We start from the raw sequence: 23,777 nt of genomic DNA, 5'->3' as shown, positions 1-23,777 counted from the left end.
CCCAACGGACGCAGTCACGGCCCTTCGGGGAGTATATGCACGATAACGCCGTTCACACCCGTATAACTCGACGGAACATAGTTCAATAATCGAATATGTACTGGATTATATAACGTGTTCTCCGCCGCCGCGGCCGAGCGAGCGAGCGACGAGCGGACGTCACCGCGATCCTCGCCGGTCGTTGAGCGGTGCCGACCGGATCTCGCTCGGTATGCTCGTCCTTACCGTCATGATCCCGAGACCGTGGCGAGTTGACGGTCAGTTCCTGTGGGGTCGTGACCGATCGTTCGGATGTGGTTAACGGAGACGAAACGTGAGTACGTTCATCATATCTAAGAGGATATCCGTAGTGAACGAGACCATGAGTGCAGGAAAGGGGTCATTCGGCGGGAGCTCGTCGGGCGCCGATCCCGATTCTCCGTCGGACACAGAAGTATCGAATTTGGAACATATAGGGAAGAAACCGCGGTCGAACGGCTCGGTCCTAACGAAGGGGGAGATCTTCGATCTGCTGAAGAACAGCCGTCGCCGGAAGATCATCGAGTACCTCCGCGGGCACGACGGGTCCGCGAGGCTCGACGAGCTCGCGGAGCACATCGCCGCGGACGAGAACGACACCACCGTCCGGCAGCTCTCGTCCGACCAGCGGAAACGGGTGTACATCGGGCTCTACCAGTGTCACCTTCCGAAGATGGACACCCTCGGCGTCGTCGAGTACGACAAGAACCGTGGGACAGTCGAGCTACAGGACTCCGTCTCGTCGCTCGTTCCGTACATGGAGGAGACCGACGACCGGACCGGAAGCGAGGAGCGATCCTGGGTGATCCCGGTCGTCGCCACGGGGATCCTCGTTCCGGTGGGGCTCGGGACGCTGGGGGTCGGCGCGCTGTCGACGATCCCGCCGGCGGGATGGACGCTGCTCAGCGTCGTCGGGATCGTGCTCATCGTGCTCATCCAACAGTTCACGTGATCCCGGTCACACGGGATCGACGACGGCGGTCCCCCGGCGTAGGGCCTCACGGTCCGGACGCCACCGGCCCTCGTCCGGCGGATCTCCACGAAACCGTGAGCGAGCAGGGCGGGGAGCTCAGTCCGAAACGATCCGTTCCAGGAAGTCGTATTCGTGCTCCCGCACCTCCGTCTCGTAGTACTGGAACACCGCGAGGCTCAGCAGCACGACGACGAACGGAAGCGTCGTCACGGGCGGAGCGACCCCGCCCAACTGGCCGATCGAGAGTCCGAGCCCCGTGATCGCGAGCAGCGCGTAGTACAGCGACCACCGCCTGTGCGGTTCGATCTCCTCGTTCAGAACGCGGGCGACGTCCGCGACCCGATCGGTCAACACGACGGACTTATCGTCGCTGTCGTATCGTACCACTCCGACCTTCTCGAGTTTCGGCACGTGCGTCTGATACAGCGAGATGTAGAGTCGCTTGACCACGTCGTCGGTGACCGAATCGACGTTCTCCGCCCTCGCGGTGTCGCGCGCGAGGTCGCGGAGGTCGGCCTCTCCTCCCCGACGGTGTAGATGGTACAGTATCTGCCGGCGTCGTGAGCTGCTCAGTACCTCGAATACCTCGTCTTTGGTGAGTGTTTCCGTCTCGTTCATGGCTCCACTGTCGTCCGTCGATGACCGTTCAGCCTCGTCATCATACGAGCACGCTCGATCGGTCCAACGGTTATCCTTCATTCAATTTGTTATCACGTCCATATCGGTCGATATTGGCTCCCTTGCCGTCCCGGTTGGACGTGATAGCGGCGCGAACGAGGGTGTCTCGTCCGGCCCGCTCGCGGCGATCCGTCCCGCTCGACGGGACGGAAGCATCGGTCGTACGGACGATTTAGCTCTCTATAACAAAACTCCGATCGCCCCTTATCGAGGACGAATGACAGATCTGCTCTTCGAGCTGACCAGCTTCCAGCGTGACCTGCTGTACGTGATCGCCGGCAAAACGGACCCGTCGGGCCAGGAGATAAAACAGGAGCTCCAACGGGACATGGGCGAGATCACCCACGGCCGGCTGTACCCGAACCTGGACACGCTGGTGAAACTGGAGTACGTCGAGAAGGGACGGAGCGACCGTCGAACCAACTACTACAGCACCACCGAGAAAACGATGGAGAGCCTCAAAAGACGTCGAGAGTGGGAGGACGCCCACGTGAGCCTGTGAATCCCCGACGGTAGGTGGAGGGAAACGAGCGTGAGGCACCGTATAACAAAGCCCGTTTCGGTCGTGTTCCACGTTACACGCTCCCCGTTCGGTCGCGTTCGTTCCGACCGGCTGGGGTCACAACAAAGGTCGTAACATGAACGGGACACGAACTCGACGAGATCGGTGTCGGATCCGCTCCTCCCGGCGGGACGGACGGTGGCGAGCGCGTACCGATCGCCACGTCCGCGACGTCGATGATCGCGTGCGCCACGGGGCGTCCACGGCTCGGAGTCGAACGTCCGCCGTTCGGCGACGAACCGGAGGTTCCGGATAACGATGTACGACGGCCACACCGTCGGCGTCGTGGTTCCGGCGTACAACGAGGCGGGCCACGTCGGCGACGTGATCGAGACGATCCCGGCGTACGTCGACCGCGTGTACGTCGTCGACGACGCGTCGACCGACGACACGTGGGCGGAGATCCGCGAGCACGCCCGTCGGATCAACGGCTCGTCCGTCGGTTCGACGTCCGACGACGCCAGCCCGATCCGACCGGAGGCCGGCGGGTTCGTCGTCGAGGCGGAAGTCGGAACCGACGGCGGGGTCACGCCTCGAATACTGCCGATCCGACACGAAACCAACAGAGGCGCGGGAGCGGCGGTGAAAACCGGCTACGCCCACGCGCTCGCGGACGACATCGACGTGGTCGCGGTGATGGACGGCGACGGACAGATGGATCCGGACCACCTCGACCGGATCATCGACCCGGTGATCGCCGGCGACGCGACGTACGCGAAGGGGAACCGGCTGCGGTCCGGGCGGGACTACGAACAGATGTCCCGCTGGCGGCTGTTCGGGAACGGGATCCTCACGTTCTTGACGCGCATCTCGAGCGGATACTGGAGCCTCTCGGACCCACAGAACGGATTCACCGCGATATCCAAGGAGGGGTTACGGACGATCCGGTTCGACCGTCTGTACGACCAGTACGGGTTCCTCAATCACATGCTGCTCGCGCTCAACGTCGATCGGCAGCCGATCGCCGACGTCCCCCACCCGGCGAAGTACGCGGACGAGACGAGCGGTATCCAGTACTCGACGTTCGTGCCGACGCTGTCGATACTGCTCGCGCGGAACTTCCTCGAGCGACTCGTGCGCTCGTATTTCGTCCGACGGTTTCACCCGCTCATCGTCTGTTACGTTCTGGGCGTTCTCACTCTTCTCACGGGCGTGGTCGGCGGGGCGTACGCAGTGGCTACGCCCGCCGTCGACGTGTTCCTGGGAGGAATGACGTCGATCACGGTAGGGGTGCTCGGCGGGCTGCTGTTGACGCTCGGCGCGTGGTTCGACGTTTCCGACAACGAGGGGTTAGTGCGGGACGTCGAGCGGCCGGTCACCGACCCGTCGGACGCCGGCCAGCGAGGCCGGGATGCGCCCGGTTCGGTACCCGACCCGATCCGGGACGGCGGAACGATCGAACGACCGGACCTCGAACGCCGATGACCGACGTCGCCGTCGTTCTGGGCACTCGCTCCGAGGTGATCCGGCTCGCGCCGGTGATCAGGGCGTGTCGTCGACGCGGCCTGGAGCACGCCGTGATCCATACGGGCCAACGACACCCCGAGACACACGACGCCGCGTTCTTCGACCGGCTCGGGCTTCCGAAGCCGGGGTACACGCTCGGGGTCGGCTCGACGTCCCAGGGGCGGCAAACGGGCGAGATGCTGATCGGTCTCGAGGAGGTGTTCCGGGAGACGTCTCCCGAGGCCGTGTTGGTCCAGGGAGGCACGAACAGCGGGCTCGCGGGCGCGATCGCCGCCGGGAAACTGGACACGACGCTGGGGCACGTCGAGGCCGGATCTCGGAGCTTCGACCGGACGACGCCCGAGGAGATGAACCGGGTCGTCGCGGAGCACGTCTCGGATCTCCTCTTTCCGCCGACCGAACGGGACGAGAAGTACCTCCTACGGCAGGGCGTCTCACCGCTTCGGACCACGGTCACCGGGAACACGATCGTCGACGCCACTCGCCACCATCGCGACGTCGCACGCGACGAGAGTACGGTGCTCGAGGAGCTCGGGCTCGAACGTCGCGAGTTCTTCCTGCTGACCACACGCCGAGCGGAGACCGTCGACGACCGGGCCCGATTCGAGCGACTCGTCTCGGGCGCCGGGCGGGTCGGGGCCGAACACGGGCGCGACGTGATCTATCCCGTCCCTCCGCGGGCACGGGACCGACTCGAGACGTTCGGGATCGAACTGCCGGACCGGATCCGCCGGATCGCCCCGCGGGACTACGTGGACCTCCTTCGGCTGGAGACCGCCGCGGAGGTGATCCTCACGGACTCCGCCGACGTCCAGGAGCGGGCGTGCGTTCTCGGCGTCCCCTGTGTGACGGTCCGCGAGGACACCGACCGACCGGAGACGGTCGACGTCGGAGCGAACAGACTGGGTTCGTGCGACCCGGAGCGGATCGGCCGAAGCGTCGTGGAGATGATCGATCGGTCCGGCGACTGGCGGAACCCGTTCGGCGACGGCGACGCCGCCGACCGGATCCTCGCGGAGCTCCCCGTCGAATCGAGAACCGACGAAGTCGTCCCGTGAGCGCGGGACCGCGTCACTCCGGAACCGTCGCCCGAACGGTCTCGTCCCCGGTGATCGTTACGAAACACCCTGCCATCCGGAACGAGACGGAGAGGTCGAGATCGTCGGAACTCCACGCCCGATCGACGAGTCGCGACAGGGACTCGACGTCCACGATGTCCTGAAGCCGGTCGTCGATCGCTTTCGGATCGACGTCGCGTTCGTCGGCTATCTCGGTAACGATTCGCCAGCAGATGTCGTCGGCCATATCCGGTCCCATCGTGTCCGTTCTCTCCAAACGGTCGCAGGGATATCGGGGCTTCTTCAACGTGAATAGCATGTCGTTCGACCCGGTACTACACACGTAGCGTCACCCCGAGCGGCGAGCCGTCCCCGTGGACGCGATCTCGGCGGCGACGCCGGCTCAGAAGCCCGTTCGGAACCGATCCGACCGCCGTCTCCGGAACCGATCCGACCGTCGTCTCCGGAATCGGACTCCGTCCCCGGTCCGCGATCGGCGCACGCCGACCGACGGGGAGGATCGGTTCGGCGTCACTCCCCCGAGTCCGTCCCGCCGAACACGGCCGAGAAGACCTTGCGTTCGCTCGTTCGGAGGTGTCTGTTGAACGTCGGCTGTGTGATCCCCATCGCGGCGGCGACCTCCTCGCCCGTGCTCGTCCGGGGCCACTCGAAGTACCCCGACAAGTACGCGGTCCGGACCGCCTCGAACTGCCTGTCGGTGAGTCGGTCGACGACGGTCGCCGATCCGCCCGACTGCTCCTCGACCGTGTCCTTGTCTCGACGCGAGCGCAGTTCGACCGTGCCGTACCGATCGTCGAGCGCCTCCACGAACGACCTGACGCCGACCGACCGCGGGAGCGTTACCGTGACGTCGATGCCGCTCGACGCCGCGACGAGGGAGTCGACGTTCGCTCCGTGGGTCGCCAACCGATCGGCCACGGTTCGGCCGGCGACGGAGAGTTCCGTCCGGCTGGTCGCCCCGTCGTCGAGCCGGCGGGCCGATTCGACGGCAGGGACCGTCGAGGACGCCGACGCGAGGTCGACGTCGGAGCTGACGTACACCAACGAGCGATCGTCTCCCTGTGGCACCGTCCCGTCGATCCGGATCGGTTCCCCGAGCGCGTCGGCGAGACGGACGGAGAGCGCGTCCGGAGCGTCGACGTGTAACTCGAGTTCGACGAACGACTCGCTTCGAAGCGAACGCCTCGTTTCATTGCTGTTGACCGCGTCGGCGACCGTGTTTCCGAGCTCCGCGAGCAGCTCGCCGAACTCCCCGTCGAAGGTTCCAGTCCGGTCGGCGTACAGCGTGAGCACTCCGTAGTCGAGATCGTCGTACGACAGCGGGACGGCGAGAACCGACCGGTAGCCGCACACGAGGGCGCGCTCCCGCCACGTGGCCTCATGGAGCCCCCTCGAGACGTCGGTGACGACCACCGTCTCGCCGGCGTCGAGTGCGCGACGCGTCGGGTCGTTCCGGAACGCGGACGGACCGGTCGGGGGTTCGGCGCTCCCGAACTCGAACGCGTCGAGATATCTCTCGCCGTCGCCCGCGTCGGAGACGAGGTCGAGCCCCCCGCCGGTGAGATACGTCTCGCCGAGCCAGGCGAACCGGATCGGGTCCGCGTCGACCAACAGCGCACAGACCGCGTCGCCCACCTCCTGGAGGGTGTCAGCATCGACGAGGGCTCCGTTCACGCGACGGATCAGGTCGTTGAGTTCGTGGAGCCGTTCGAGGGTCCGGTTCCGTTCGGTCAGGGCCTCGCTCTGCCGTGACAGCTCCGTCTCGCGGACGACGCGTCCGAGCGCGGCGACCGCGTTGGCCGCCACCAGCTCCACCGACTCCTCGACGTTGTTCGCGTTCTCCTCCGGGATCTCGACGTAGAGGAGTCCGTGTTCGTCGAGCGTCGCGTACAACGTTCGAACCGCGGACTCGGCCGCGTCGTCGGATCGTTCGACGACGCGACCGCTCGGGTGCGCGTCGTCGCGGCCGTTCGGTCGCGCGGGCGAGGGGCCGTCGCCGGGGACCGTCACGCCGTCCTCCCCGGTCAGAAACTCCTCCCAGACGGTGCTTCCGGGCCCGCGGGGGCCAGGGAGCTCTCCGGACGCAACGACCGGGTCGAGAACGGACTCCACCTCGTCGAACGAGTACGCGACGACCGTCGCGTCCGGCCACACCGTCGTGGCGACGTCGAGGATCGTCTCGTAGACGACCCGTTCCGTGTCCGCTCGGAGGAACCGACGGGCCGAGCGGTTCAGCTCGCGGAGGATCCGTTCGCTTCGACGTCGTTCGGACAGGTCCCGGATCACGCCGACGCGCCGTTTCCGGCCGCTCGCGAACTCGACCGTCGAGAAGTGCGTCTCGACCGGGAGTACGTCGCCGTCCGCCGTACGGATCGTGGACTCGATCACGCCGACGTCCGAACCGTCACCGCGCAGTCGCTCGATGATCTCGTCCGCCATCTCGATCGTTTCGGAGCCGGCGAGCATGGACGCGTGTGACCCGACGAGTTCCTCGCGATCGTAGCCGGTGATCGTCGTGATCGCGTCGTTCACCGACGTGATGACGAACGCCTCATCGAGCGTGTACACCCCGTCGTCGAGCGTTTCGAGGATGCGGCCCGACCGGCGGAGTTCGCGTCGCATCTCGACGCGCTCGCCGACGTCTCGCACCGCCACCGCGACGACGTCCCCGATCGGGGCCACGCGGATCTCGACCGGTTCGTCCCGATCGAGAGCCGTCTCGAACGCCACGGCCTCGCCCGTCCGAAACGCCCTCTCGACGGCGGCACCGACGTCGGTTCCGGTCGATCCGGCGATCCGGCCCACCTCGCGTCCGCCCGGTTCCCCGTCGAGATCGAGCAGGTCGACGGCGGTCCGGTTCCAGGCGGTCACGGTCGAGGCGTCGTCCACGACGAGCAGTCCGGTTGACACCCGATCGAGGAGTCCGGCGATCCGGCGGAACGTATCGGTTCCCGTGGGTTCGAAACCGGTCGTCGAAGGTCCGTCCCCCTCGGCAGATCCGTCGTGATACACACCGGGTAAAACACAGTGACGGTGATAAATACCGCTATATTCTTGTAATATTATATGTCCGCATGACAAGACGAACGATGGCGGCCAAGACACATCAATTAAGATATTATTATACAGGATATCGAATGATTGAGCGCTGATACTCGGTTTTAACGGGTTTCTCATGTACTCGTAATATTACTAGAAATCGTGTGAAAGTCACGAGATCTCACGTTAATTAATCAATTAAAAATTAGAACAAAACAATTAAGTCAGTTATGGATGTGTTAACGGGTATGATACACGAGGGAAACGGGGACGTCACGGCACGCGTGTCTGACGGGACGTGGAGTCGAGACGGGTACAGGCGGACTATCGACGACGTCGACCTGCCACCGGCCGTACGGACGTTCGCGAGCCGATACGATCGGGTCCTCGGCGGCCGGGACGCGTTCCTCTGGAAATGGATCCATAACCTCTTCGACGAGTTCACGCTCTCGTCGGTCGCCGACGACGCGAGGAGCGACGTGTACGAACTGAAGACGCTGCTGACGATGTACGTCACGGTGCTCGACGACCTCGCGGAGGTGAGCGACGAACGGGCGACGTTCGACGTCGGACGGCGAATTCCGTTTCGAGCGAGGACGGGCGCGGACCGGGCGACGCGGTCCGACGACGACTCCGGAACGGCACGCTCGGACGTCGAACACGACGTGCTCGACTTCCTCGCCGATCTCTGGAGCGAGATCGAGACGTCGATCGAGGACGCCCCACGGTACGCCGAGTTCGTGGACGTGTTCGAGTACGACCTCCGCCAGACGTGTAACGCGATGGAGTACTCCCGGCTTCTGAACCACAACGTGTCGATGGCGAACCGAACAGAGGCCGAACGGTACGACGCCTACAACATGACGGTGTTCCCCTACGCGTGTCTCGATCTCATGTACTCCCCGTCGTTCGACCGTGCGGAGTTCGGCGTGCTCCGGAGCCTCCTCTGTGAGATCCAACAAATGGCTCGGATCGGCAACTGGATCACGACCTGGGAACGCGAGCTCGCGGAGGGAGACGTCAGCTCGGGCGTCGTCGTCTGCGCGCTTCGCCGCGGCGTGGTCTCGTCGGAGGAATTGGACGACCCCGACGATCGGACCGTCGAGTGTCTGATCGACCGGATCGAGTCGAACGGGATCGAGTCCGAGTTCATCCGAGAGTGGGAGATCCGGAATCGGACCGTTCGGAAACGGGCGGCCGAGATCCGTAGCGTCGACGGTGAGGCCGTCGTCGACGGCATCCGAACGGTCATGAACCATCACCTCGCGAGCGAGGGAAGCAAGTGAACCGCTCCTCCGGTCCCGCGCCCTCGCCGCGGAGGAGGCTTCCGGCGGGCGGGCTCGGTCGTTTCGATGACGTCGGCGGGCTGCGGCCGACGGCCAGGCGAGGCCGCTCGACGAACGCGCCCCGTAACGGCCGCTAGATCGGGTGGGTGACGACCACGCCGCCGTTCCCGGAGACCGTGATTCTACAGCCCTCGTACGCGAACGTGGTCTCGGTGTCGGCCGCGCCGCTCTCGATGAGTCGTTCGAGAGCGTCGGAGTCGACGGCGTCGTACAGCGGGTCGAGCCGCATCGGATCCGTGTCGGTCACCGTCGAGACGGCCTCGACGACCGCGACACAGACGGACGCGTCCTCCGACTGCTCGAATACCGTCGTGTGATCGCTCGAGATCGCCCGTTGACAGTCCGTGTGTATCGACGTGTGCTCCATACGGCTCCTACCCCGATATCGGGGCTCGGGATGTTAAACCTATAGATTCGCCGTTGAAACAATCAGGAGTTTGAACCGTTCATTCGGCGGAACGGTTCATCGGGCGGAACGGCGGGCGATCGGATCCGGACCCGTCGGGCGATCGGTCGTCACTCGATTAATCAAAAGAATACGCGTAGTCAAAAACAGAGGGATTCAGGGGCCGCGACCTCGTGTCATCGGACGTGAGCGAGTCTATCGTCTCTCCATCGTTCGATTCTCAGCTCGACGCGCTAGGCCACGTCGCTCGGCGGCGGCTGCTCCTCGCGCTTCTCGACGCGGGCTCCGAGGACGACCGGTCGGTCGCGTTCGATCGGCTCGCGGACGACTCCCCCGAGGAGGACGCGCTGCTATCGATGCGTCACCTACACCTCCCGAAGCTCGAAGAACGGGGGTTCGTCGCCGTCCATCCGGAACGTCGCTCCGTGAGGAGGGGCCCTCGGTTCGACGAGATCAGCCCCCTCCTCGAACTGCTCGAGGCCAACGGCGACCGGTTGCCCGACGACTGGGTGTGACCGGATCGCGAGCGAGGGCGATCCGCATCGGTACCGCGGGGAGGAGTCACTCCGGGCGCGGATCGTGTTGGGGGAGCAGGCCCTGCGCGAGCAATCGTCGCGAGATCGCGACGAGGCCGTTTCGGAACCCGCCGCCGAAGATCGCCTGCTCCTCGTGCGTGTCGGGAACGATCGTGCTGACGAGGATGGACGACCGGTCGACGAGCAGGAGCCGACCGATGGCCAGGTTTTCGGAGACGTTTCCTTCGTTGCGCAGCCACTCCAGCCCGGAAACGAACGTCGTCGCGTTCGGGACGGCCCGGTGAACGCGCGACTCGAGCGACTCGGTAGCGGCACCGATGAGCAGTTCCGTCTCGGGATCGACCTCGTTCAGGCTGTCGACCAGTTCGTCCGTCAGCAGTGAGTCGTCGCCCAGGACCAACACGACCTCCTCCGTCGCGTTGCTGATGAGCTGGTTCGCCCGGTTCGCGATGGCGTCCGTTCCGGACATCGACCAGACCTCCTGGACCCGGTCCTCCTCGTTCGACTCGACCGGTTCGGTGCGCGAGAGGGCCCGTTGGAGGCGCTCGACGCGGTCCTCGTACTGGTCGCGAAGCGTTTCGGTCGCCTCCTCGACCGGGACGGCCCGGAACTGCTGTGGGCTCGAGTGCTGGATCTCGACGAGCCCCTGTGCCTCCAGCACTCGGATCGCGTCGTAGATCCGCGTCCGGGGAACGTCCGTGATCTCGCTCAGCTGTTTCGCCGTCCCGGAGCTGACGCGCGACAGTCCGACGAAACACTTCGCCTCGTACTCCTTCAGACCGAGATGCTGGAGGACCTCGATCGCCTCTTTTGCTGTGTCATCAGTGCTCATGTGTCCCAACTCGCGACCCGGAGCGACCGGATCGGTTCGACGATCGTATCGCCGGGCAGATAGGCGTTGTCACTGACACCGATACCAGATCCCTGGAAACACCCGACGAGACGCGGTTTACCGTCGAAACGTCCCGTCCGGGATATTGTTGTCACTCTCATAGTCACAACGTTCGAATACGGCTTTTCGACGCTATTGACACCGATATTCTATATTAACCCGATTAATCACAAAACTATTATGACGATCAACGCCGTCTGTCCGATCCCGGTGCGTGCCTCGAAGCTCGTGTCCCAACCACGGCCCGACGCGTGCCGGGCCCGGTCACACTCCGTGACCGGGGTTCCGCAGCGCGGAGACCACAACGCATGAGCACGGACCCCGCCGACGACCCTCGATCGACAGCCGTCGAACAACTCGAACGGCTCGGCCTCAGTGCGTACGCCGCCCGGACGTTCGTCGCACTCACGAGTCTCGAGACGGGCACGGCCAAGGACGTGAGCGAGGTCTCGGAGGTCCCTCGGACCCGAGTCTACGACGCGATCGACGAACTCCACGACAGGGGCCTGGTCGACGTCCGGCACTCGTCGCCCAAGACGTTCTGGGCGATCTCGACGGAGACCGCCACTCGGAAGTTCGCACAGGAGATGGACCACCGGGTGTCGGTCCTGACGGCCGCGCTGAACGAGATCGAACCGACGCAGCGCACTCGGGAACAACGTGGCGTCTGGACGGTCGACGGTCGGGTGCCGATCACCGACCGCGTGATAGAGCTCGTCAGCGACGCGGAAGACGAGGTCGTCTACATGACGGTCGAGGACCTGCTCGACGAGGCGATCGTCGACGCGCTCCGTGCCGCCGCGGATCGGGGCGTGCGGATCCGGCTCGGCAGCGTCTCGTCCGCCGTTCGAGCGCAGATACAGGACGACGTACCCGGCGCGGAGACGTTCGACTCGCTGTGGCTCTGGTCGGATACGCCCGCGGGCCGACTGATGATGGTCGACGAGACGCGGACGCTCGTGAGCGTGCTCGTCGGTACCGACGACGCGGACCCGACCGATCGGCGGTCGGAGACGGCGATCTGGGGGTCGGGCGAGATGAACAGTCTCGTCGTCGTGCTGAAAACGATCTTCACGTGGCAGTTGGACCAGTGACCCGACCGCGCGAGGAGGAGGATGAGACCACCAACATGAATTCCACGCCCAACTTCGACGGGAGAGGAGATGACTGACGAACCGGAGCGGCTTGAGCGCGACGGGTCCGAGAGGACGGGCGTCGTTCACGCCCAGTACGACTGGTCGGTGACGACCCCGGCGGAAGCCGTCATCGAGACGGTCGCGGTCACCGTGGATCGCGAGCCGACGATGCTCGAACCGCTGTACGAGGTCGTCGATACCGACGCGTTAAACACGATATTTCGATCGATCGGCTCGAAACCGGCTGGAGGGGAGACGGCCGTGTCGTTCGTCTTCGTCGGCCAGCAGGTCACCGTTCATGCACGCGGCGACGTCTTCGTTCGTCCGAATTTCCCGGACGACTGACCGCGGAGCACGACGAACACGGCAGCGACCCTTTTACTGCCGCCCCGCGAACGGACCCACGTGAGCGACGAGAACGCGGACGGCGCGAGCGACCGATCGAACGTCGACGGCGACCGGACGGACGCGAGCGGAGGGGACGGAACGCGGGCCGACCGACTGGAGCGTCACCGGACCGGCGGGGTACGGAACTCGCTGTGGTCCTGGCCCGACGCGAAGTCGCCGCTCGTCGTCGTGCGCAACTACCTCGTGATCGTCCTCGCGCGGATCTGTCCGAGCCTCCGGCTCAAGAACCGGCTCCTCTCGTGGATCGGCGTGACGGTCGGGACGGGCGTCTCCTGGGGACTCGAGTCGACCCCGGACGTGTTCTGGCCCGAACGGATCACCGTCGGCGACGACGCGATCGTGGGCTACGACGCCACGTTGCTGTGTCACGAGTTCCTCCAGGACGAGTACCGCCTCGGCGACGTAGTGATCGGCGACCGCGCGATGATCGGCGCGGGCGCGGTCGTCCTCCCCGGCGTCACGATCGGGGAGGGCGCGCGCGTCGCCGCCAACTCGCTCGTGGCCGAGGACGTCCCGCCGCGGACGACGGTTGCGGGCGTGCCCGCGGAGGTCGTCTCCCGAGCCGACGACGGGCCGGCGTCCTCGGACGCCTGACGGTCGTTCGGTATCGACCGTCTCAGTTCTCGTCGGCGTCGCTGCCGGCGTCCCTCTCCGTTCCGTCGCTTCCGCCCTCGACGTCCTCGCCGTCGCTTCCGGCCTCCGCCTCGACGATGTGCGCCTCGGTGCTCACCGCGTCGAGGTCGACGCCGACCTCCGCCGCGACGGCGTCGAGGACCGCGCGCTGTTCGGCCATCTCGTTTTCGAGCGCCTGGACGCGCTCCGAGGTGTCGAGCACCGTCGTCTGCGTCTCCTCGACCTCCGTCCGGAGTTCGTTGATCTTCTGGTACGTGCGCTCCGCCCTGTCGGCGAGCGTCTGGATCTTCTTCGCGGTGTCGCCGAATCCCATACCGACGCGTCGTCCCGGCGCTACCTGTGTTTTTCCGTTCGTCGCGGAACGGATCGGGGTGGACCGGCTCGCGAATTCCCCGGCGCGACGATGGACTTTTCTTCGAACCCCACCAGCGTTCGATGTGAGCGTCGACCGGATCCTGTTGACGAACGACGACGGCATCGACGCCGTCGGCCTCCGAGCCCTCCGTGACGCCCTCGCGGACGAGTACGACGTCGTGACCGTGGCTCCGACCGGCGACCGCTCGTCGACCGGACGGACGCTGTCGGACGGCGTGACGGTCTCGGAACACGAACTCGGCTACGCGGTCGAGGGGACGCCCGTCGACTGCGTCGTCGCGGGGTTGGACGAACTCGTTCCCGACGCGGACTGCGTCGTCGCCGGCTGTAACGAGGGCGCGAACCTCGGGTCGTACGTCCTCGGCCGCTCGGGAACCGTCTCGGCCGCGGTGGAGGCCGCGTTCTTCGGCGTTCCCGCGGTGGCGACGTCGATGTACGTTCCGGGCGGCGAGGACTGGTGGAAGCGGGACTTGGAGGCGGGAGAGTTCGGCCACGCCGCCCGCGCCACGCGGTACCTCCTCGACAACGCGTTCGACGCCGGCGTCTTCGAGGCGGTCGACTACCTCAACGTGAACGCGCCGATCGCCGACGGCGATCCCGCGCCGATGCGGGTGACCCGCCCGTCGGACTGGTACGGCATGACCGCCGAACGCGACGGGAACGGCGGGGTCACCTTCGACGACCCGATCTGGGGACGGATGACCGAGGCGGACGTTCCCGACCCGGTCGGCACCGACCGGCGGGCCGTGGTCGACGGCGAGGTGTCGGTCTCGCCGCTGGCCGTCCCGCACGGCGTCGCGTCGAACGGCGCGCTCGACGGGCTCGCGGAGCGGTACGGTGGTCGGTGACCCGGCGACCGCTCTCCGGTCGCGGGATCACTCGTCGCCGTCGCTGACCGTCACCTGCGCCTCCGCGATGACGCGGTCGCCCATCTCGTAGCCGGGCTCGTACACCTCGTGGACGGTGCCGTCGGGCTGGTCGCTGTCGACGCGGAGCATGACCTGGTGGCGCGCCGGGTCGACCTCCTCGCCGGGCTCCGGCTCGATCGGTTCGACCCCCTCGTCTTCGAGCACCTCGTCGAACTTCTCGAGGGTCGACTCCACGCCCGGACGGATGTCGCTGCCGTCCTCCTGGTCGAGCGCCCGCTTGAGGTCGTTTCTGACCGGCGCGATCCGCTCGACGAGCGACTCGGAGGCGCGCTCGCGGATCTCCTCGCGCTTGCGTTTGGCCCGCTGTTTGTAGTTGCTGAAGTCGGCGCGGACGCGGGCGAGCTTGCTCGTCAGCTCGTCGACCTCCTCGCGGCGCTCCTCGAGTTCCGACTCGAGGTCGGCCACCTCCTCGGCGAGCGCCTCGTCGTGGTCGGCGACGCGGTCGGCGAGGGTTGGCTCGGCCGCGTCGCTCCCGTCTCCGGCGGCGGCCGTCGCGTCCGCGTCGGCTTCCTCGGCCGCGTCGCCGGCGTCCTCGGCGGTCGCGTCGGGTTCCCTCTGCGATCCGACCTCGACGGCGTCGTCGTCGCTCATGTCCGATCGGAGGCCGTGGGCGTGTATAAGCGTTGTAGAACGCGGTCGATGGGAGAGCCTCCGACCGCCGGACCGCCCGTTCGCTTCGACCGACCGCGACCTGCCGGGTTACTTATCCCGGCACGGCCTACGTCCGATGATGACCGCACCGAACCGGAACACGCTGTGGGCGCAGGCGATGATCGACGAACTCGTCGCCATGGGCGTGGATAGCGTCGTCGTCTCGCCCGGCAGCCGATCGACGCCGCTGACGGTCGCCGCCTCGCGCCACGAGGAGCTCCACCTGTTCTCACAGCTCGACGAGCGCTCGGCCGCCTACTTCGCCTTGGGGCGCGCGCGTCGAACCGGCCGCGTGACGCCGCTGATCTGTACCTCCGGCACCGCCGCCGCCAACTACCACCCGGCGGTGATGGAGGCCGACAACGCCCGCGTTCCGCTGCTCGCGCTCACGGCCGACCGGCCGCCGGAGCTCCGCGACTCCGGAGCCAACCAGACCGCGGACCAGGAGAAGCTGTACGGCGACGCGGTCCGCCTCTACAAGGACCTCCCCGAGCCGGCGGCGACGGATCGCGCGCTCCGTTCGCTCCGGACGGCGGTCGATCGCGCGGTGGCGACCGCGGAAGGCGCGGACGCCGGTCCGGTCCACCTCAACGTCCCGTTCGCGAAGCCGCTCGAGCCGACGCCGGTCGAGGGCGACGTTCCCGACGACCTCGATCCGGCCGCGGAGACGGGTCGAGACGGCCCGTACGTCGACGTGACGCCGGGGTCACCGGAGCCGGAGGAGACGGCGCTCCGGGGGCTCGCCGAGACGTGTTCCGCGGACCGCGGACTGATCGTCGCCGGCCCTGCCGACCCGCCGGGGCTCGACCCGGAGGCGGTCACGGCGCTGTCACACGCCACCGGCTACCCGATCCTCGCCGACCCGCTCTCCGGGCTCCGGTTCGGCGGACACACGCGGGTCGCACCGGTGATCGGCAACTACGACGCGTACCTCTCCGGGGCGGTCGCGGGCGGCGGTGACGGGGGCGGCGATGGGAGGGGCGGTGCGGAGGACCGGAGAGACGGCGGAGCCGAAGCCGGAGCCGGCGACGGCTGGACGGACCCCGAACTCGTGATCCGGCTCGGCGCGTCGCCGACCTCGAAGCGGCTCCGGAAGTACCTCGCCGGCACCGGCGCGGACCAGTACGCGGTCGATCCCACGGGACGATGGCGCGAGGCCGAGTTCGCCGCGACGGACCTCGTCGTCGCCGAGCCGAACCGCCTCTGCGCCCGCCTCTCGCGGCTCGTCGCCGGCGGCGGGGATCCGGCGTGGCGCGAGCGGTGGGAGGCGGCCGACCGGGTCGCCCGCGAGTTCCACCGCGGCGAGGTCGACGGTGATGGGATCGACGGGTTCCACGAGGGCGACGTGCTCCGCGCGGTCGCCGCGGAGGTCCCGGACCCCGCGACGCTCTTCGTCTCCAACTCGATGCCGGTCCGCGACCTCGACCGGTTCGTCCCGCCGTCGACGACGAATCTCACGGTACTGGGCAACCGCGGCGTCTCCGGGATCGACGGGATCGTCTCGAGCGCGCTCGGGGCGGGCTCCGCCACGACCGACGACCTCACGCTCGTCGTCGGCGACCTCGCGCTGTATCACGACGCGAACGGCCTGCTCGCGATCGATCGCTGCGACGTCGACGTCACGGTCGTACTCGTCAACAACGACGGCGGCGGGATCTTCCACGCGCTCCCGATCGAGTCGTTCGACCCGCCCTTCACGTCCGAGTTCAAGACGCCGCACGGGCTCGCGTTCGAGCCGGTCGCGGACCTCCACGGCCTCGAGTACGCCCGGATCGACGCGCGACCGGGAGCAGACGCGCGACCGGAATCGGAGACCCCGGATCCGACCGCCGCGCTCGCGGAGGCGTATCGCCGCGCCCGCGACGCGGACGGCTCCCACCTGATCGAGGTGCGGACCGACGCCGAGGCGAGCCACCGAACGCGCGAGCGGCTGGTGGCGGCCGTCGAGCGCGCGGTCCATGGAGACGGTAGGGAGTGAGGAACCGCGGTTCGCGCCGATCGGGCGAACGTTATTAGTCGCCGACTCGCCTATCTCGACCGTGCAGGTCGTCGGGTACGAGACGGGCGGCGTCGGCGAGGGTGGCGACGGATCCGGGAGCGGAGACGGGTCCGTGAGCAGTGCGGCCGGCGGGCTCTACGTCGCCGCCGCCGGCGACGTGGAGTTCGTCGAGGCGGCCCCCGGAACCGACCTCTCCTTCGGGCTCGGCGAGCGCCGGTGTGCCGGGACGGTCCACGACGGCGGCCACGTCCCCTGTAACGCCGACGCGGCCCCATACTGTGACGCCCACTCGAGCGTCTGGGTGTGCGCGCGGTGTACCGGGACGTGTCTCAAAGACGAGATGGACTGCCACGAGGAACACGCGATGTACCTCGCGGCGTTCGCGCCGGACACGTTCAAGGTGGGCGTCACCCGGCTGTGGCGGCTCAAGACGCGCCTCCGCGAGCAGGGGGCCGACCGGGCGGCGCACGTCCGGACGTTCCCCGACGGCCGGGTCGCCCGCGAGGTCGAGGCCGAACTCGCGAGCGGGCCGGACCTCGTCGACCGCGTCCGGGTACCGACGAAGCTCGACGGGTTCGGGCGGGCAGTCGACGGCGAGGCGTGGGCGGCGTTGGTCGACCGGTTCGACCCGATCGAGCGGTTCGACTTCGAGTACGGGCTCGCCCTCGACGAGCGGCCGGTCGCGGAGACGATGGCGGCGGGGACGGTCCGCGGCTGGAAGGGCCGAGTGCTGGTGCTCGAGCGCAACGGGTCGACGTACGCGGTGGACGCCCGCGAGCTGGTCGGGTACGAACTCACCGAGACGGTGCCAGACCGCGACCTCCAGTCGAGCCTGGGCGCGTTCGGCGGGTGACCTGAAGGCGGCGAGTTCGGGCGCCCTCGACCTCGGATCTAAACGACATATTTGGTCCGCAGAAAGATATATTTGTGAGAGCGTCGTTGGAACGAGTGTGATGGACGACCCCCGTCGCGACGGTCCGCCTCCGTTCGAGAGACCGTTCGAGGGCGAGGACACGAAACAGCGCGTGTACGGGGCGGTACTACACGCGAGAGAGCCGATGGCGGCCGCCGAGATCGCCGACCGAGCGGACTGTTCGGCGGAGTCGGCGCGGACACATCTCTCCTTTTATGCCGACCTCGGCATCGTCGTCCGCCACGAGGGTCGGCCGGTCCGGTACGAACGCAACGACGACTACTTCGAGTGGCGGCGGGTGAACACGCTGGCGCGGGAACGTACCGTCGACGAGCTACAGTCCGGCGTCTCGGAGTTGACGGGTCGGATCGAGGCGTTTCGCGACGAATACGGCGCCGACTCGCCCGCCGACGTCGACGTCCTCGAGTTCGACGCGGGGCGGATCGACGACGTGTACGCGGATCTCGGCGAGTGGACCACCGCACTCGAGGAGCGTCGCCTCCACGAACGCGCCCGGAGAAAGGTCGCCGGCTCGACGGCCCCCTCACACGGCTAACGATGGTGCCGGCAGACGACGGCGCGAGCCCCGCGCCGATAGACCGATCCGTGCTGTCACGGATCCGCTCTCGGTTTTCCGGAAGTCGACTGACCGAATCCGCGGAGATCCTCGAGGACGGAAACCGCCATCTCCGGATCGACCTCTCCGACGACTACTATCCGAGCGACGGCTCGGCTCGCCTCGAGGTCCGCTGGTATCGCAACGACGACTTCTCCATTCACTACCGGGAGGACCGACGAGGCGGGGTCTGGGCGTGTCGGTGGGACCGCCACCCGAACGTCCACAACGCGCGGAGCCACTTCCATCCGCCACCGGACACGACTCGCACCGACGCGCGGGACGCCCAGTGGCCGGTCGACCACCGGGACGTGTGTCGTCTCGTCGTGGATCGCCTCGAGGAACGTATCGAGACGCTGTGAGAACGGCGATAACGGACGCAGGCTCCGATGCGCTCGGCAGGGTGACCGAAGAGATCTTCTCGGAGTTCTGCCCCACACGACTCCGCCCAACACAACCCCCCCCCACTTGACGCAACCCCCCCCCCCACGCCCCCCCTGCCGGGTGGGCTCGGCGTTTACGAACGCCGAGCCGACTCCCTCGCGCCCGGTTCGCGCCCGGCGGGCGCGAACCGGGATCGCGCCACCGCGTTCAATGTACGGCTTCCGTCACTCCCCGATCCCGTTCGCGGTGATGAGTCGCCGGACGCCGAGATACGCCACGGCCGCGAGCGCGACGTAGACGACGACCGTGAGCGTCGTCGCCGGATCGGCGCTGTCGATCGCGAGCCGTGCGACCGCGTTCGTCGGGCCGCCCGCCACCGCGGTCGCGCCGCCGAAGAGGACGAGCACGGCGACCGAGTAGAGGAACTGCGCGGCCCGGCGGTCGGGCGCGGCCGCGGCGATCCCCGCGGCGACCCCGACGACGAGCGTCGTCAGCGCGGTCATGAGGAGGAGGATCGTCGGGACGTTGGCGACGGGGGTGCCGTTGAGTTCGAGGAGCAGCAGCCAGAGCAGGGCCTGTCCGGGCGCGATCGCGACCGCCGCGAGCGCCTTCCCGTCGACGATCTCGCCGATCGTCACGGGCGCGACCCGGAGCAGCTCGAGCGTCCCCCGATCCAGCTCCTCGGTGATCGAGTCGACGACGAGCGACCCCGAGATGAACACGGGGAGGAACACCAACACGGGGATCAGGACCGTGTACGTGAACGTGAAGTACGGGCTGGTTCCGGTCGAATCGGGCACGGGAAGCGGGGGCCGGCTCAGCGAGTCGGCGCGCTCGACGCGCTCGATCCGCTCGTAGGTGCGCAACAGGTCCCGGAGCTGGACGACGATCACCGTCGTCTCGACGGTGGCGTCGGGCGCGGTCACCGCGACCGACACGCCGCCCCCCTCGTCGCGCGTCGCTATCGCGGTCGCGTCGGCCGCGTTGCGGTCGAATGCGGCCCGCGCCGCGGCCGGGTCCTCGTAGCGCGTCACCGACGCGCCGGGCACTTCGGCGGCGGCATGTTCGAGGTCGGCGACCGCGTCGCCGGCGGCCGCCACCTCGACCTCCGCGCCGTCGAGCGCGCCGGGGTCGTACATCGAGACGAGCCCGACGACGAGAAACGAGGAGAAGGCGGCGATGAACAGCTGGATGCCGATCGCGAGGAGGATCGTCTTCTCCGCACGCAGCCCGGCGATCTCCCGTCTCGCGACCGTGAGTCGGCTACCCATGGAGGCTCACCACCCCGACGTTGTACGCGGCGTGGACCAGCGTCGCGGCCGCCAGCGCGAGGACGTATGTGGTTCGGTTCCGCCGCGCGCCGACCGCCGACAGCGACGCCGTGACGCCGTGGAGCGCGAGCGGCGCGAGGAAGAGCCCGACGAGCACGAGCGGCGAGAGCCCCGCGACGCCCGCAACGGAGCCGAAGGCGGCCCGGCCGACGTACAGCTCCGTGAGCCCGACCGCCTGGACGACCGCGGTCGCCTTCTCGGCGAGGAAGAAGCCGAGCCCGGAGGCGAGTCCGACCGCGAGCGCGACCCGGTCGGTCCGGGCGAAGACGCCGCGTTCGAACCCGGCGTAGAGGTGGACGCTCTTCGCGAGCTCCTCGACGAACGCGATGACGACGAGCAGGACGGGGATCGAGACGGTGACGGGCAGCGCGAACAACACCGCGACCGCGAGCAGCTCCGCGACGAAGACGAACGGGATCGTACACGCGGTGAGGAACGCGACCGCGACGAGCCCGCGGACCCGCCTCGGGATCCGTGCCGCGATCCCGGTCGCCGGCGACTCACGAACCCCCTCGCCGACGGGCGAGAGCCGGACCACGAGCGCGTCGAGGAACTTGCGCGCCACGGGCTTCTGGGTGAAGAGGTCCTCCTCGCGGTAGACGCCGAGCCCGAGCCCGAAGAGCAGGACGGCGGCGATCGCGGTCGGCCCCGTCGCGAAGAGGAACTCCCCGATCGAGATCGCCTCGCCCTGGAGGTCGAAGACGACGAGCGTGAGCGGCGAGATCAGCGCGACGGGCGTGACGTTCGTGAAGATCGCGGGGACGAACGCGTAGGAGGTGAGGAGGACGCTCACCGCGACCGTGACGAAAGTGAGCTCCTTGAACGACCGCGCGAACACCGCGCCGACGAAGGTGGCGGCGAGGAACGTCGCCGCAATCGGGAACACCGCGAGCACGGAGACCGCCCCGCCGCCGACGGCGATCGCGATCAGCGCCGTCGCGGCGACCGCGACCGCGACGTACGGCAGCGTCTTGCCCGCGACGATCTCCGTCGGCGACAGGGGCGTGACGAGCAGGGGCTCGCCCCGGCGGTTCGTCCGCTCCGCGAGGACCGACGAGCCGTACGCCTGCGCGAGGAAGTTCATGGGAACGAGGAACGCGAACGCCAACACGAGCGACGCGAACGGGAACGGCGGCGTGATCGATCCGGGCGACCCGGCCGAGTTCGCGCCGAACGCCCCGCCGCCGATCGAGGGGACGGCGAGGCCGCCGGATCCGTCACCGTTGCCGAAGGGCCACCAGCCGCCGCCTCCACCGTCGTCGTCGCCGCCTCCACCGTCGTCGATGTCGTCGCCGCCGTCCCCGTCTCCGGAATCGTCGTCACCGCCGTCCCCGTCTCCGGAATCGTCGCCGCCGGCTGTCCCGTCTCCAGAATCGTCGTCACCGCCGTCCCCGGTTCCGGAATCGTCGCCGCCGGCCGTTCCGCCCCCATCGGTTTCGCTTCCGTCGCGCCCGCTTCCGTCCCCGCTTTCGTCCCCGTCGGTGGCGGCGAGTCCGCCGTCCCGTGCGTCTCCGCCGTCGCCCTCGCCGACCGTCTCCCCGTCCGCGAGCGCCGAGCCGCGGGCCGCGTACCGGAGCGTGACCGTGACCGGGAACGCGGCGGTCTCGTTCGGCTCCGCGGCCATCAGCCGCTCGTTGTGGGCGTCGACCGCCTCCCGGAAGGACGCGGCCGCGGCCTCGCCCTTCGGCGTGTCGACCGCGCGAACGAACACGCCGGTCGGACCGCCGTCGGAGCGGCCGTCCCGAACGATCAGGTCGGCCGTCGATCCGAGCGTCGCCTCCTCGGCCGGCACGGCGGTCAGGGAGGGTTCGGCCTCGACCGCGTCAGCGTACGGAGACGCCGGGTCGATCCCCACGCGATAGACGTCGCGGTCCACGTCGAGTCCCACGGCGTCGGTGGCGACCCCCGCACCGACGACGCCCCCGGCGACGGCGAGGAACGCGAGCGCGGCCAGCAGGGTTCGGCGGTCGACCCCGCCCGTCGCCCGCGAGGCCTCCCACCTGGCGACGCGACCGACGCGTCGAGAGCAACGGGTGACTCGCCGGACCCGCCGGGCCGCCCGCCGGATCACTCGGCCCCCTCGCTCGTCGCCGCCTCCGCCCGCTCGGCGGGGGTTCGGTCGCCGTCGCGGGTTCGGTCGCCGTCGCGGGTTCGGTCGCCAGCGTGATCGCGGTCTCGACCTTCGGATGCGTCGGCGTCTCCGTCACCGGATCCGCCGGCTGTGCCGTTCTCGGCGGCTTCGACGCCGCCCCGTCGCCCCGGCATCGGTCGCCCAACGAGATCGAGGAAGACGTCCTCGAGGCTCGGCTCCCGAGTGCGGATGTCCACGACGGCTCCGCCGGCGGCCGAGACGGCCTCGCGCACCCGCTCGACGGCGTCCATCGACGGCACGACCGTGCGGTACCGGTCGCCGATCTCCTCCGTGTCCCCGAGCGTCCCGTCGTCTCCGAACTCCTCGGCGTCGCCGGCCTCCCCGACGGCCGCCTCCGGCGGTACGTCGGTGTACACGTGGTAGGTCGTCTCTCCGTGTCGCTCGCGGATCCCGTCGACGGTGCCGCGGGCGACGATCCGCCCCTCGTTCATGATGACGACGCGGTCACAGACGGACTCGACGTGATACAGGTTGTGCGCCGAGAACACGACGGTCTTGCCCGCCGCTCGCAGCTCGCGGGTGAACTCCAGCACCGAGTTCGTCGTCACCGGATCGAGTCCGGACGCGGGCTCGTCGTACACCAACACGTCGGGATCGTTGACCAGCGACCGCGCGATGGCGACCTTCCGTTTCATGCCCTTCGAGACGTCGCCGAGCCGCCGGTCGCGGTGGTCGAGGTCCAGCCGGTCGAGCGCGCGCTCGATCCGCTCGTCGGCGACGGACCGGGGAACCTCGTAGAGGTCGGCGAAGAAGCGGAGGTACGACGTCGCCGTCATCTCCTCGTACAGCGGCGACTCCTCGGGGAGGAAGCCGAGGTGGTGCCGCATCGCCGGCTCCGTGGAGTCGTAGCCTGCGACGCGCGCCTCGCCCGAGGTGGGCTCGATCAGCCCGGCGAGGACCTTCAGCGTCGTCGTCTTGCCGGCCCCGTTCGGGCCGACGATCCCGAACACCTCGCCCTCCGCGACCGAGAAAGTGCTGTCGACGACCGCCGCGAACCCGCCGTACGTCTTCTCGAGGGCGTCGACGGTTATCATGGGCTTGGCTCCGAGGAGGATCGGGTTAAACCCACGCCCGCGGGTATCAACCGCGAGAACGGAGTCCGAACCGCGAGAACGGAGTCCGAACCGCGAGAACGGAGTCCGGACGGCGACGACGCATGCCGCCGGAAGGCTGATAACGATCGACCGTTCACCCCCCGCCCGTGTTCGATCCAGCGCTCGAGACGTGTACCGACCGTGGAATCGGACGCCCTCG

At 68.1% G+C, this 23,777-nt stretch carries 24 protein-coding genes; 14 read left to right on the top strand and 10 right to left on the bottom strand.

What is annotated here, in order from left to right; genetic code table 11:
- The first annotated feature begins 442 nt into the window (after positions 1 to 442).
- Entirely contained in the window at positions 443 to 970 is a 528-nt protein-coding gene (locus NO889_RS11340) for a DUF7344 domain-containing protein (protein WP_256412356.1), read from the top strand.
- Positions 971 to 1,087: 117 nt separating this feature from the next.
- Here the strand turns inward: NO889_RS11340 and NO889_RS11335 are convergent, their stop codons facing one another.
- Positions 1,088 to 1,609: a DUF7344 domain-containing protein gene (locus NO889_RS11335; protein WP_256412355.1), complete on the bottom strand. Its 522-nt coding sequence runs from the start codon at positions 1,607 to 1,609 to the stop codon at positions 1,088 to 1,090.
- Between the two features lie 277 nt (positions 1,610 to 1,886).
- Between NO889_RS11335 and NO889_RS11330 the strand changes: the two genes are divergently transcribed.
- From NO889_RS11330 to wecB, 3 genes are all read left to right on the top strand, one after another.
- A complete protein-coding gene (locus NO889_RS11330; RefSeq protein WP_256412354.1) occupies positions 1,887 to 2,171 on the top strand; it encodes a PadR family transcriptional regulator in 285 nt (94 codons plus the stop codon).
- 318 nt (positions 2,172 to 2,489) lie between these two features.
- Positions 2,490 to 3,656, top strand: coding sequence for a glycosyltransferase family 2 protein (locus NO889_RS11325; RefSeq protein WP_256412353.1), 1,167 nt, complete (start codon positions 2,490 to 2,492; stop codon positions 3,654 to 3,656).
- Complete coding sequence (gene wecB / locus NO889_RS11320; protein ID WP_256412352.1) at positions 3,653 to 4,756, top strand: non-hydrolyzing UDP-N-acetylglucosamine 2-epimerase; 1,104 nt, start codon at positions 3,653 to 3,655, stop codon at positions 4,754 to 4,756. The genes NO889_RS11325 and wecB overlap by 4 nt, the downstream gene beginning before the upstream one ends.
- 13 nt (positions 4,757 to 4,769) lie before the next feature.
- Here the strand turns inward: wecB and NO889_RS11315 are convergent, their stop codons facing one another.
- Both NO889_RS11315 and NO889_RS11310 read right to left on the bottom strand, forming a co-directional pair.
- Positions 4,770 to 5,003 (bottom strand): HalOD1 output domain-containing protein, encoded by a 234-nt coding sequence (locus NO889_RS11315; RefSeq protein ID WP_256412351.1) that lies wholly within the window; start codon positions 5,001 to 5,003, stop codon positions 4,770 to 4,772.
- Between the two features lie 284 nt (positions 5,004 to 5,287).
- On the bottom strand, positions 5,288 to 7,789 hold the full coding sequence (locus NO889_RS11310; RefSeq protein WP_256412350.1) for a bacterio-opsin activator domain-containing protein: 2,502 nt from the start codon (positions 7,787 to 7,789) through the stop codon (positions 5,288 to 5,290).
- Between the two features lie 275 nt (positions 7,790 to 8,064).
- On the opposite strand from NO889_RS11310, the gene NO889_RS11305 reads away from it, so the two are divergent.
- Positions 8,065 to 9,102 (top strand): hypothetical protein, encoded by a 1,038-nt coding sequence (locus tag NO889_RS11305; protein ID WP_256412349.1) that lies wholly within the window; start codon positions 8,065 to 8,067, stop codon positions 9,100 to 9,102.
- 133 nt (positions 9,103 to 9,235) lie between these two features.
- On the opposite strand, the gene NO889_RS11300 is transcribed toward NO889_RS11305, so the two are convergent.
- Entirely contained in the window at positions 9,236 to 9,529 is a 294-nt protein-coding gene (locus NO889_RS11300; RefSeq protein ID WP_256412348.1) for a HalOD1 output domain-containing protein, read from the bottom strand.
- Positions 9,530 to 9,753: 224 nt separating this feature from the next.
- Here NO889_RS11300 and NO889_RS11295 point away from each other — a divergent pair, with 224 nt between their 5' ends.
- A complete protein-coding gene (locus tag NO889_RS11295) occupies positions 9,754 to 10,083 on the top strand; it encodes a hypothetical protein (protein WP_256412347.1) in 330 nt (109 codons plus the stop codon).
- Between the two features lie 46 nt (positions 10,084 to 10,129).
- Here NO889_RS11295 and NO889_RS11290 read toward each other — a convergent pair whose 3' ends face one another.
- A complete protein-coding gene (locus tag NO889_RS11290) occupies positions 10,130 to 10,936 on the bottom strand; it encodes a TrmB family transcriptional regulator (RefSeq protein WP_256412346.1) in 807 nt (268 codons plus the stop codon).
- 368 nt (positions 10,937 to 11,304) lie between these two features.
- Between NO889_RS11290 and NO889_RS11285 the strand changes: the two genes are divergently transcribed.
- The 3 genes from NO889_RS11285 to NO889_RS11275 all read left to right on the top strand — a co-directional run bounded on the left by NO889_RS11285 (position 11,305) and on the right by NO889_RS11275 (position 13,134).
- Positions 11,305 to 12,090 carry a TrmB family transcriptional regulator gene (locus tag NO889_RS11285; RefSeq protein ID WP_256412345.1) on the top strand — a complete coding sequence of 262 codons (786 nt, stop codon included), beginning with the start codon at positions 11,305 to 11,307 and terminating at the stop codon, positions 12,088 to 12,090.
- A gap of 69 nt (positions 12,091 to 12,159) precedes the next feature.
- Positions 12,160 to 12,477, top strand: a complete 318-nt coding sequence (locus tag NO889_RS11280) for a HalOD1 output domain-containing protein (protein WP_256412344.1) — start codon at positions 12,160 to 12,162, stop codon at positions 12,475 to 12,477.
- A 156-nt stretch (positions 12,478 to 12,633) separates the two neighbouring features.
- Positions 12,634 to 13,134: an acyltransferase gene (locus NO889_RS11275; protein ID WP_256412377.1), complete on the top strand. Its 501-nt coding sequence runs from the start codon at positions 12,634 to 12,636 to the stop codon at positions 13,132 to 13,134.
- A 22-nt stretch (positions 13,135 to 13,156) separates the two neighbouring features.
- Here NO889_RS11275 and NO889_RS11270 read toward each other — a convergent pair whose 3' ends face one another.
- Complete coding sequence (locus NO889_RS11270; RefSeq protein WP_256412343.1) at positions 13,157 to 13,486, bottom strand: DUF5798 family protein; 330 nt, start codon at positions 13,484 to 13,486, stop codon at positions 13,157 to 13,159.
- A gap of 124 nt (positions 13,487 to 13,610) precedes the next feature.
- Here NO889_RS11270 and surE point away from each other — a divergent pair, with 124 nt between their 5' ends.
- Positions 13,611 to 14,396, top strand: coding sequence for a 5'/3'-nucleotidase SurE (gene surE / locus NO889_RS11265; protein ID WP_256412342.1), 786 nt, complete (start codon positions 13,611 to 13,613; stop codon positions 14,394 to 14,396).
- A gap of 27 nt (positions 14,397 to 14,423) precedes the next feature.
- Here the strand turns inward: surE and NO889_RS11260 are convergent, their stop codons facing one another.
- Entirely contained in the window at positions 14,424 to 15,068 is a 645-nt protein-coding gene (locus tag NO889_RS11260) for a nucleotide exchange factor GrpE (RefSeq protein WP_256412341.1), read from the bottom strand.
- A gap of 139 nt (positions 15,069 to 15,207) precedes the next feature.
- Here NO889_RS11260 and menD point away from each other — a divergent pair, with 139 nt between their 5' ends.
- The 4 genes from menD (at position 15,208) to NO889_RS11240 (ending at position 19,018) form a co-directional block, all read left to right on the top strand.
- Entirely contained in the window at positions 15,208 to 17,106 is a 1,899-nt protein-coding gene (gene menD, locus NO889_RS11255; protein ID WP_256412340.1) for a 2-succinyl-5-enolpyruvyl-6-hydroxy-3-cyclohexene-1-carboxylic-acid synthase, read from the top strand.
- Positions 17,107 to 17,167: 61 nt separating this feature from the next.
- Positions 17,168 to 17,980, top strand: a complete 813-nt coding sequence (locus tag NO889_RS11250; protein ID WP_379787043.1) for a DUF2797 domain-containing protein — start codon at positions 17,168 to 17,170, stop codon at positions 17,978 to 17,980.
- 97 nt (positions 17,981 to 18,077) lie between these two features.
- Positions 18,078 to 18,596: a DUF7342 family protein gene (locus NO889_RS11245; protein WP_379787041.1), complete on the top strand. Its 519-nt coding sequence runs from the start codon at positions 18,078 to 18,080 to the stop codon at positions 18,594 to 18,596.
- A gap of 2 nt (positions 18,597 to 18,598) precedes the next feature.
- A complete protein-coding gene (locus tag NO889_RS11240; protein WP_256412338.1) occupies positions 18,599 to 19,018 on the top strand; it encodes a toxin-antitoxin system TumE family protein in 420 nt (139 codons plus the stop codon).
- 246 nt (positions 19,019 to 19,264) lie between these two features.
- Here NO889_RS11240 and NO889_RS11235 read toward each other — a convergent pair whose 3' ends face one another.
- Genes NO889_RS11235 through NO889_RS11225 form a run of 3 tightly spaced genes read right to left on the bottom strand, consistent with a single transcriptional unit; the run spans position 19,265 to position 23,557 of the window.
- Positions 19,265 to 20,311: an ABC transporter permease gene (locus NO889_RS11235; protein ID WP_256412337.1), complete on the bottom strand. Its 1,047-nt coding sequence runs from the start codon at positions 20,309 to 20,311 to the stop codon at positions 19,265 to 19,267.
- On the bottom strand, positions 20,304 to 22,442 hold the full coding sequence (locus NO889_RS11230) for an ABC transporter permease family protein (RefSeq protein ID WP_256412336.1): 2,139 nt from the start codon (positions 22,440 to 22,442) through the stop codon (positions 20,304 to 20,306). The genes NO889_RS11235 and NO889_RS11230 overlap by 8 nt, the downstream gene beginning before the upstream one ends.
- Positions 22,439 to 23,557: an ABC transporter ATP-binding protein gene (locus tag NO889_RS11225; RefSeq protein ID WP_256412335.1), complete on the bottom strand. Its 1,119-nt coding sequence runs from the start codon at positions 23,555 to 23,557 to the stop codon at positions 22,439 to 22,441. Before NO889_RS11225 ends, NO889_RS11230 begins: the two co-directional genes overlap by 4 nt.
- Between the last annotated feature and the right edge of the window lie 220 nt (positions 23,558 to 23,777).

The sequence above is a fragment of the Halorubrum rubrum genome (assembly GCF_024494685.1).
GTDB lineage: Archaea > Halobacteriota > Halobacteria > Halobacteriales > Haloferacaceae > Halorubrum > Halorubrum rubrum.
This window is presented reverse-complemented; position numbering and strand designations above follow the sequence as displayed.

What these genes read in the sequence shown, in the direction of transcription:
- NO889_RS11335 (WP_256412355.1), bottom strand. Translation starts at nt 1,609, where the DNA reads ATGAACGAGACGGAAACACTCACCAAAGACGAGGTATTCGAGGTACTG.
- NO889_RS11330 (WP_256412354.1), top strand. Translation starts at nt 1,887, where the DNA reads ATGACAGATCTGCTCTTCGAGCTGACCAGCTTCCAGCGTGACCTGCTG.
- NO889_RS11325 (WP_256412353.1), top strand. Translation starts at nt 2,490, where the DNA reads ATGTACGACGGCCACACCGTCGGCGTCGTGGTTCCGGCGTACAACGAG.
- wecB (WP_256412352.1), top strand. Translation starts at nt 3,653, where the DNA reads ATGACCGACGTCGCCGTCGTTCTGGGCACTCGCTCCGAGGTGATCCGG.
- NO889_RS11315 (WP_256412351.1), bottom strand. Translation starts at nt 5,003, where the DNA reads ATGGCCGACGACATCTGCTGGCGAATCGTTACCGAGATAGCCGACGAA.
- NO889_RS11305 (WP_256412349.1), top strand. Translation starts at nt 8,065, where the DNA reads ATGATACACGAGGGAAACGGGGACGTCACGGCACGCGTGTCTGACGGG.
- NO889_RS11300 (WP_256412348.1), bottom strand. Translation starts at nt 9,529, where the DNA reads ATGGAGCACACGTCGATACACACGGACTGTCAACGGGCGATCTCGAGC.
- NO889_RS11290 (WP_256412346.1), bottom strand. Translation starts at nt 10,936, where the DNA reads ATGAGCACTGATGACACAGCAAAAGAGGCGATCGAGGTCCTCCAGCAT.
- NO889_RS11285 (WP_256412345.1), top strand. Translation starts at nt 11,305, where the DNA reads ATGAGCACGGACCCCGCCGACGACCCTCGATCGACAGCCGTCGAACAA.
- NO889_RS11280 (WP_256412344.1), top strand. Translation starts at nt 12,160, where the DNA reads ATGACTGACGAACCGGAGCGGCTTGAGCGCGACGGGTCCGAGAGGACG.
- NO889_RS11270 (WP_256412343.1), bottom strand. Translation starts at nt 13,486, where the DNA reads ATGGGATTCGGCGACACCGCGAAGAAGATCCAGACGCTCGCCGACAGG.
- NO889_RS11260 (WP_256412341.1), bottom strand. Translation starts at nt 15,068, where the DNA reads ATGAGCGACGACGACGCCGTCGAGGTCGGATCGCAGAGGGAACCCGAC.
- menD (WP_256412340.1), top strand. Translation starts at nt 15,208, where the DNA reads ATGACCGCACCGAACCGGAACACGCTGTGGGCGCAGGCGATGATCGAC.
- NO889_RS11240 (WP_256412338.1), top strand. Translation starts at nt 18,599, where the DNA reads ATGGTGCCGGCAGACGACGGCGCGAGCCCCGCGCCGATAGACCGATCC.
- NO889_RS11235 (WP_256412337.1), bottom strand. Translation starts at nt 20,311, where the DNA reads ATGGGTAGCCGACTCACGGTCGCGAGACGGGAGATCGCCGGGCTGCGT.
- NO889_RS11225 (WP_256412335.1), bottom strand. Translation starts at nt 23,557, where the DNA reads ATGATAACCGTCGACGCCCTCGAGAAGACGTACGGCGGGTTCGCGGCG.